This window comes from Actinocrinis sp. (assembly GCF_035653575.1).
Classification (GTDB): domain Bacteria; phylum Actinomycetota; class Actinomycetes; order Streptomycetales; family Catenulisporaceae; genus Actinocrinis.
In genome coordinates this window covers 1-6,735 of the sequence record NZ_DASRBQ010000005.1, presented here as the reverse complement: position 1 = coordinate 6,735, position 6,735 = coordinate 1, and the positions used below count along the sequence as shown (strand labels likewise).

Here is a 6,735-nt window from a genome sequence, read left to right as displayed (position 1 = left end):
TACTCCAACCTCAACCACAACACCGGCTACACGCAGCACAGCTTCAGCCTCGCGTCGTACGCCGGACAGACCGTCACCCTCAAGTTCACCGGCGCCGAGGACTTCGAATATCAGACCTCATTCGTCATCGACGACACCGCGGTCAACGTGAGCTGACCGATTCCGGCTGTAGCGCGTCAGCGAGCCCGTCAGGCCGCTGACGCGCTACCCCCTCACACCTCAGGCCGGGTGCTGCGCGTCGCGTCGCTTCGGTACTCGGTGTACGTGTACGGATTGTCGAGCACCTTCGACTCGGGAATGTCAGGGTTCATCCCCCGGAACCACGCCTCGTCGCCCAGCGCGGACCGCAGGTACTCGGCCGTCGCCTCCGACTCGCGCCGCGCGGCCGCCAGGTCGATGCCCACCAGCCGGTGCTCGTGCTTGACCACGCGGCCGTCCACGAGGACTGTGTGCACGTCCCCGCGCTGCGCCTGGAACGCCACGTGGCCATAAGGGTTCAGCAGCGGGAAGGAAACCGGCGACTGGTCGTTCTTGATCAACACCACGTCCGCCTTCTTGCCCACCTCCAGGCTGCCGAGATCGTGGTCCCGGCCCAGCGTGTGCGCGCCGCCGCGGGTGGCCCACTCGACGACATGCTCTGCGCGCAGGCTGCAATGCGTGACCGTCTCGCCCTTCAGGTGCGCCTCGAAATGCTCCCGGGCGCGGTCCGCGCCGAGCGTCGTCCGCATCGCCGAGAACAGGTCGCCGCTCCACCACACGCTGGTGTCCATCGAGAGCGAGACGGGGATGTCGTGCGCGCGGATCGCCCAGGTGGGCGGGTATCCCTGACCCGCGCTCTGCTCGCTCTCCGTGGCCACCGAGATGGAGCCGCCGGTCGCCGCGATGCGCTGGTACGAATCAGCGGACAGCGATGCCGCGTGCACGTACGTGGTCTGCGGCGTCATGAATCCGCCCTCGTACATGAGCCGGATGCTCTCGTCGCTGGTCGCGCCCCAGACTCCGGCGTGCGTCGTCACGCCGACGCCGAGTTCCCGCGCCGCCTCGAAGGCCGGCGCTTCCGGGAACGCCGGGTCGCCGGTCACGTCGAAGGCCAGCTGGAAGCCGAGCATGTCGTCACCGGTGATCCGGCGGCGCACGAAGTCGCGGAACTCGGGCGCGGTGGACCACTGCGCCGGCGGCTGCTGGATGTTGCCGTAGGCGAGCACGTACCGGCCCGGCACCGACTGCAGCGCGTCGACCGCGGCCTCCGCGTGGTCCACCGTGCGCAGGCCGTGCGACCAGTCCAGGACCGTCGTCACTCCCGCGTCGAGCGCCTCGATCGCGGCCAGCAGGTTGCCCGCGTGAATGTCCTCTGGGCGGAACAGCTTCCCGGATTCCAGGTAGTACCAGACGAAGTACTGGGTCAGCGTCCAGTCGGCGCCGTAGCCGCGCATCGCGGTCTGCCACATGTGCCGGTGTGTGTCGATCATCCCCGGCATCACGATGCCGCCGCTCGCGTCGATGACGATGGCGCCCTGCGGTGCGTCAAGGTGCTGACCCACGGCCTCGATCCGGTGGCCGACCGTCAGCACGTCGGTGTCGGCGAGCACCTGCCGCCGGGCGTCCATCGGGAGCACCGTGCCGCCGCGCAGCAGCACCGGGCGCCCCGGGGTGAAGTCGAGCGCTGATCCGTCCGTGGCGGCTGTCTCACTCACGGCGACTCCTTCGGACCGATGTCCGCCCAGCGGGCGGCGAGATTGCCGTTACTCTCCGGCCCGCTCGCCGCCGTGTCAACCCCGACAGCGGTCGCGACCAGCCAACTCGCCGTGATCGCGGCGTCCGCATGCCGACCCTTGGAGCCGGTCGGCCGCTGTGCTCTACTTGTGGCGTGCCCGAACTCTGTCCGTCCAGCGGACAGCCATACGCCGAGGAGACTTGATGGCCCGTGACGGCGCAGGACCGGACTTCATCGAGGCGCTGGCCCGCGGCCTCGACGTGATCACCGCCTTCGAGCCCGGCCGTACGGTGATGACCCTCAGCGAGGTCGCCGCGGCCACCGGGCTGGCCCGGCCGACCGCGCGCCGGATCCTGCTCACTCTGCAGGAACTCGGCTACGTGCGCGCCCGCGGATCGGGGTTCGCGCTCACCCCTCGGGTACTCGACCTCGGCACCGCTTACGTGCGATCGATGGATCTGTGGGAAGTGGCCAGGCCGCACATGGAGATCCTGTCCGCGCGCACCGGCGAATCCTGTTCCATCGCTCAGCTCGACGGCTCGGACATCGTGTACGTCGCGCGGGTCGCGGTCCCGAAGATCGTCTCGCTCGCGGTGCAGATCGGGACCCGGTTTCCCGCGCTCCAGACCTCCCTCGGCAAGGTGCTGCTCGCCGCCCTGCCTGACGCCGAAGTCGAGTCCGTGCTCGCCGAGCCGAGCCGCTCCGGTCTCACCCCGATCTGGCAGCCCGACCTCGCCGAGCGCCGGTCCGAACTGCGCCAGGTCAGAGCGCGCGGATGGGCGCTGACGGACGAACAGCTCACGCGCGGCATCCGCTCTGCAGCCGCGCCGCTGCGCAACGGCTCCGGCGAGGTCATCGCGGCGCTGAACGTGAACACGCACGCCGCAGAGACGCCCTTGGAGCGCCTCGTCGATCATCACCTGCCGCTGCTTCTGCACGCAGCCGGCGAGATCAGCGCCGACTTCGCCCGGCTGGAGGCGGTACCGCACATCACGCGGGCGGCGGCCACCGCGCGGGCGTGATTGGGCACTGCACCAGCGCTACCTGACATCGCGCAGGTGTGACCGGCCGCCCTCCGCGAACTGGCCCTTGACGCCGCGCCCGATCATGCGAGAATCGCTGAACGGACGACTGTCCGTAGATCGGACAAGGAGGAGAGTTGGCGATCGAACGGGGCAGCCAGGCGGGTCCGGTGGCGGGTCCGCTCTCGGGCCTGCTGGTCGCCGACTTCTCCCGCATCCTGGCCGGCCCATACGCCACGATGCTGCTGGCGGACCTCGGCGCCGACGTGATCAAGGTCGAAGGGCCGAAGGGCGACGACACCCGCTCCTGGATGCCGCCGGTCCGCGCCGGCGTGTCGACCTACTACCTCGGCATCAACCGCGGCAAGCGCTCGATCGCGCTCGACCTGCGCGACGAGACAGACGTCGAACTCGCCCGCGAGCTGGCCCGCCGCGCCGACGTGTTCATCGAGAACTTCAAGCCCGGCGGCCTGGCCAAATACGGGCTCGACTACGAGTCGGTCCGCGCCGGCAACCCCGGCCTCATCTACGCGTCAATCAGCGGCTTCGGCACCGGACCCGGTCGCGACGTGCCCGGTTACGACCTGATGGTCCAGGCAGTCTCCGGTCTGATGAGCCTGACCGGAGACCCGGACGGGCCGCCGTATCGCGCCGGGATCTCGGTGTTCGATGTCATGGCCGGCAACCACGCCGTGATCGGCATCCTCGCCGCGCTGCGGCATCGCGACGCCACCGGACGCGGCCAGCAGGTCGAGATCAACCTGCTGTCCTCGGCGCTCTCCGGCCTGGTCAACCACAGCTCGGCCTACGCGGCCGGGGGAGTGGTGCCCTTCCGCATGGGCAACGCACACCCGAGCGTGTTCCCTTACGAGCCGCTGCCGACCGCCGATGACGATCTGATCGTCGCCGCGGCCAACGACGGCCAGTTCCGCAAGCTGTGCGAGGTGCTTGGCGTCCCCGAACTCGCCGACGACCCGCGCTTCGCCCGCAACGCCGACCGCACCGAGCGCCGCGAGGAACTGCGGCCGCTGCTGGTCGAGCAGCTGAGCAAGCGCGGCGCGAACGAGTGGTTCGACCTGCTGGTCGAGGCCGGGGTGCCGAGCGGGCCGATCAACACCATCAAGGGCGGCTTCGCGATGGCCGAGCGCTTCGGCCTCGATCCGATCGTCGAGGTCGGTGAGGGCGGGCGCGCGATGCCGACCACCCGCAACCCCATCAGGCTCTCCGAGACCCCGCCGGCTTACCGGCTTCCGCCGCCGGATCTCGACGAACACGGCGCCGAGCTGCGCGCCTGGCTCAGCGTCCCGGTGGACGACGATGTCTGACACGCCGGAGACCCAGGACGCCCAAGTCCCGCCCAGCGAGCGCCCGACCGCGCCCGACCCCGCCGCCGCCAATCCGACTGCGCAAGACCCGACTGCGCAAGATCCGGAAGCGCAATCTCCGACGGCGCAGTCCCCAACCGTGCCATCCCCGGCAGCCGACCACTCGCCAGCCCAATACCCGACGGCGCTGGGTGCCTCCTCCCTCGACCGCATCACCCTGCTCGGCCGCGACCTGGCCCGCGACGTGATGGGCGAGGTCGGCTTCGGTGAACTCGCTTTCTGGCTCGCCGCCCAGCGCCGTCCGACCCGCGGCGAGACCCGCGTCTTCGAGGCCGTACTCGCCGCCCTGGCCGACCACGGCTTCACCCCGACCGCGATCGTCACCCGGCTGACCTACCTCTCCGCCCCCGACTCGATCCAAGGCGCGCTCGCCGCCGGACTGCTCGGCGGCGGCTCGCGCTTCCTCGGCGTGACAGAGGACTGCGGCAAGTTCCTGCACGAGGTCGTCGCGGCCCACTCCGGCGCGCTGCCGACCGACGACGACGGCTGGGACGCGCTGGCTCTCAGTACCCTGCGAGACACCCGCGCCGCCGGCCTGCGCGTCCCCGGCCTCGGTCACCACGTGCACAAGCAGGGCGATCCGCGCACCCCGCGGCTCTTCCAAATCGCCACCGAGGAAGGGCTCTACGGTCCCCACCTCTCGCTCTTCGCCGCGATCGGCCGAGTGCACCCGACCGTGCTACGCAGAACCCTGCCGCTCAACGGCGCCGGGGTCTGCGGCGCCGCCCTCGCCGACCTCGGCCTGCCGCTGGAGCTGCTGCGCGGCTTCGCCCTGCTCGCCCGCACCGCCGGACTGATCGGCCAGCTGGCCGAGGAGCTGCGCCGACCCGTCGCGAACCAGATCTTCCTCTCCGTGGACCTGAACAACCGGCCGGTCCCGCCGGAGCCCTACCAGCCCGCCGCCAACGGAGGTCCGCATGGCTGAACTCGTCGCGGTCATCGCGTCCACGCACCACCCGTTCTACTACCGCGCCAGCACCGCCGTCGGCGCGGACCGCCCGGCCTTCGCCGACGAGTGGGTACGCAAGGTCGAGGCGTTCCGGGAAACCCTGACCAAGGCGCGCCCCGACGTGCTCGTGATGGTCGGATCGGACCATTTCCACCAGCTGTGGCTCGACAACATGCCGCAGTTCCTCGTCGGCAAGGCCCCGTTCTACGACGCGAACTTCTACAACGAGGAACGCGAATTCGGCCTGCCCCGCATGCTGCTCACCGGCCAGGAAGACCTCTCCGCCCACCTGCTGCGCGAAGGCCTCGACGCCGGTTTCGACCTGGCCTTCTCCAATGAGCTGCGGATCGACCACTCGATCACCTGCCCGATCATCACCTTGCGGCCGCAGGCGGATCTGCCGATCGTGCCCATCTACACCAACATCTTCGCCCCGCCGCTGCCGCGCCCGAAGCGCTTCGTGCAGCTCGGTCGCACCATCCGCGAGCTGGTCGAGTCCTGGCCCTCCGATCAGCGCGTCGCGGTCATCGGCACCGGGCACCTCTCCCTCGAACTCGGCGGCCCGCGCCAGTTCGGACCCACCGGCCCCGACCCCGAGTTCGACCGCAAGGCCGTGGACTGGATCGCCTCCGGCGACATCGAGGGCTGCCTCGCCGAGGTCACCCTGGACAGCCTGCACCTGCCCGGCAACGCCACCCACGGCTTCATGGACTTCATGCTGATGATGGGCGTCGCCGGCGAGGGCGCGAAGGCCGACTACGTGGACACCTACGACCTGTTCCACACCATGGAGGCCTACTTCACCTGGTACCCGAACGCGAACGGAGCCCGGCCGTGAGCAAGTACCTGCTGAACAAGTTCCTGTTCACCGTCGACCGCGACGCCGAGCTGGTCGAGCGTTACCGGGAGGACCCGCGCGGCACGGTCACGGCGTGGGAGGCCGAGTACGCCAACCGCATCCTCGGCTGCCACTCCTGTGAGTCCTCGACCTGGCTGCGCTTCGACGACACCGAGCGCGAGGCCCTGGCGACACACGACTACCCGAAGCTGTTCGAGCTCGGTGCGCATCCCTTCCTCACGCTCACCCTCTTCATCGCCATGTTCGAGCGAGACTACGAACCGCTCGGCTTCCAGCTGGAGTACGCGCGCCGACTGGCCCACATGAGCCTGCCCTATCCGGACATCGCGACCTGAGGCCGCGGCCCGGTCGCCGCGACTCACGCCAGCCGGGCGCCGATCTTGTCACAATGGCGACGTGCGACAACTCTCACCCGCCGAGGTGACCAAGCGACGCGGCGTCCGGCGGATGAAGGCGGTCGCCAGCGGGTTCCTGCTGGCCGCCGTCGGCCTGTACGTGCTGGCCCGCTGGCAGGAAGGGCACGGCGCGACCTGGGCCCAGTACCTAGGCGCGGCCGCGCAGGCGGCGATGGTCGGCGCGCTGGCGGACTGGTTCGCGGTCACCGCGCTGTTCCGCCACCCGCTCGGCCTGCCCATCCCGCACACGGCGATCATCCCGAACCGCAAGGAGGCGCTCGGCCGCAGCCTGGGCGACTTCGTCGGCGAGAACTTCCTCTCCGCGCAGGTCATCCGCGCCCGGCTGCGCGCCATCGGCCTGTCCGCCCGGCTTGGCGGCTGGCTGGCCGACGACAAGCACGCCGAGCGGGT

7 protein-coding genes are annotated in these 6,735 nt (G+C 70.2%); 6 read left to right on the top strand and 1 reads right to left on the bottom strand.

Annotation, left to right across the window (positions count from 1 at the left end):
- Positions 1-212 precede the first annotated feature (212 nt).
- Positions 213-1,607: an amidohydrolase family protein gene (locus tag VFA06_RS00760; RefSeq protein WP_349260000.1), complete on the bottom strand. Its 1,395-nt coding sequence runs from the start codon at positions 1,605-1,607 to the stop codon at positions 213-215.
- A 310-nt stretch (positions 1,608-1,917) separates the two neighbouring features.
- Here VFA06_RS00760 and VFA06_RS00755 point away from each other — a divergent pair, with 310 nt between their 5' ends.
- The 6 genes from VFA06_RS00755 to VFA06_RS00730 form a co-directional block, all read left to right on the top strand.
- The gene (locus VFA06_RS00755) at positions 1,918-2,736 is read left to right on the top strand and encodes an IclR family transcriptional regulator domain-containing protein (protein ID WP_324838363.1); all 819 of its coding nucleotides are present in this window, start codon (positions 1,918-1,920) and stop codon (positions 2,734-2,736) included.
- A gap of 137 nt (positions 2,737-2,873) precedes the next feature.
- Entirely contained in the window at positions 2,874-4,061 is a 1,188-nt protein-coding gene (locus VFA06_RS00750) for a CoA transferase (protein ID WP_324838362.1), read from the top strand.
- Positions 4,054-5,046, top strand: coding sequence for a citryl-CoA lyase (locus VFA06_RS00745; protein WP_324838361.1), 993 nt, complete (start codon positions 4,054-4,056; stop codon positions 5,044-5,046). The genes VFA06_RS00750 and VFA06_RS00745 overlap by 8 nt, the downstream gene beginning before the upstream one ends.
- Positions 5,039-5,908, top strand: coding sequence for a hypothetical protein (locus tag VFA06_RS00740; protein ID WP_324838360.1), 870 nt, complete (start codon positions 5,039-5,041; stop codon positions 5,906-5,908). The genes VFA06_RS00745 and VFA06_RS00740 overlap by 8 nt, the downstream gene beginning before the upstream one ends.
- On the top strand, positions 5,905-6,264 hold the full coding sequence (locus VFA06_RS00735) for a hypothetical protein (protein WP_324838359.1): 360 nt from the start codon (positions 5,905-5,907) through the stop codon (positions 6,262-6,264). Before VFA06_RS00740 ends, VFA06_RS00735 begins: the two co-directional genes overlap by 4 nt.
- A 61-nt stretch (positions 6,265-6,325) precedes the next feature.
- Positions 6,326-6,735, top strand: a 410-nt coding sequence (locus VFA06_RS00730) for a DUF445 family protein (RefSeq protein WP_324838358.1), incomplete at its 3' end; no start/stop codon positions are given.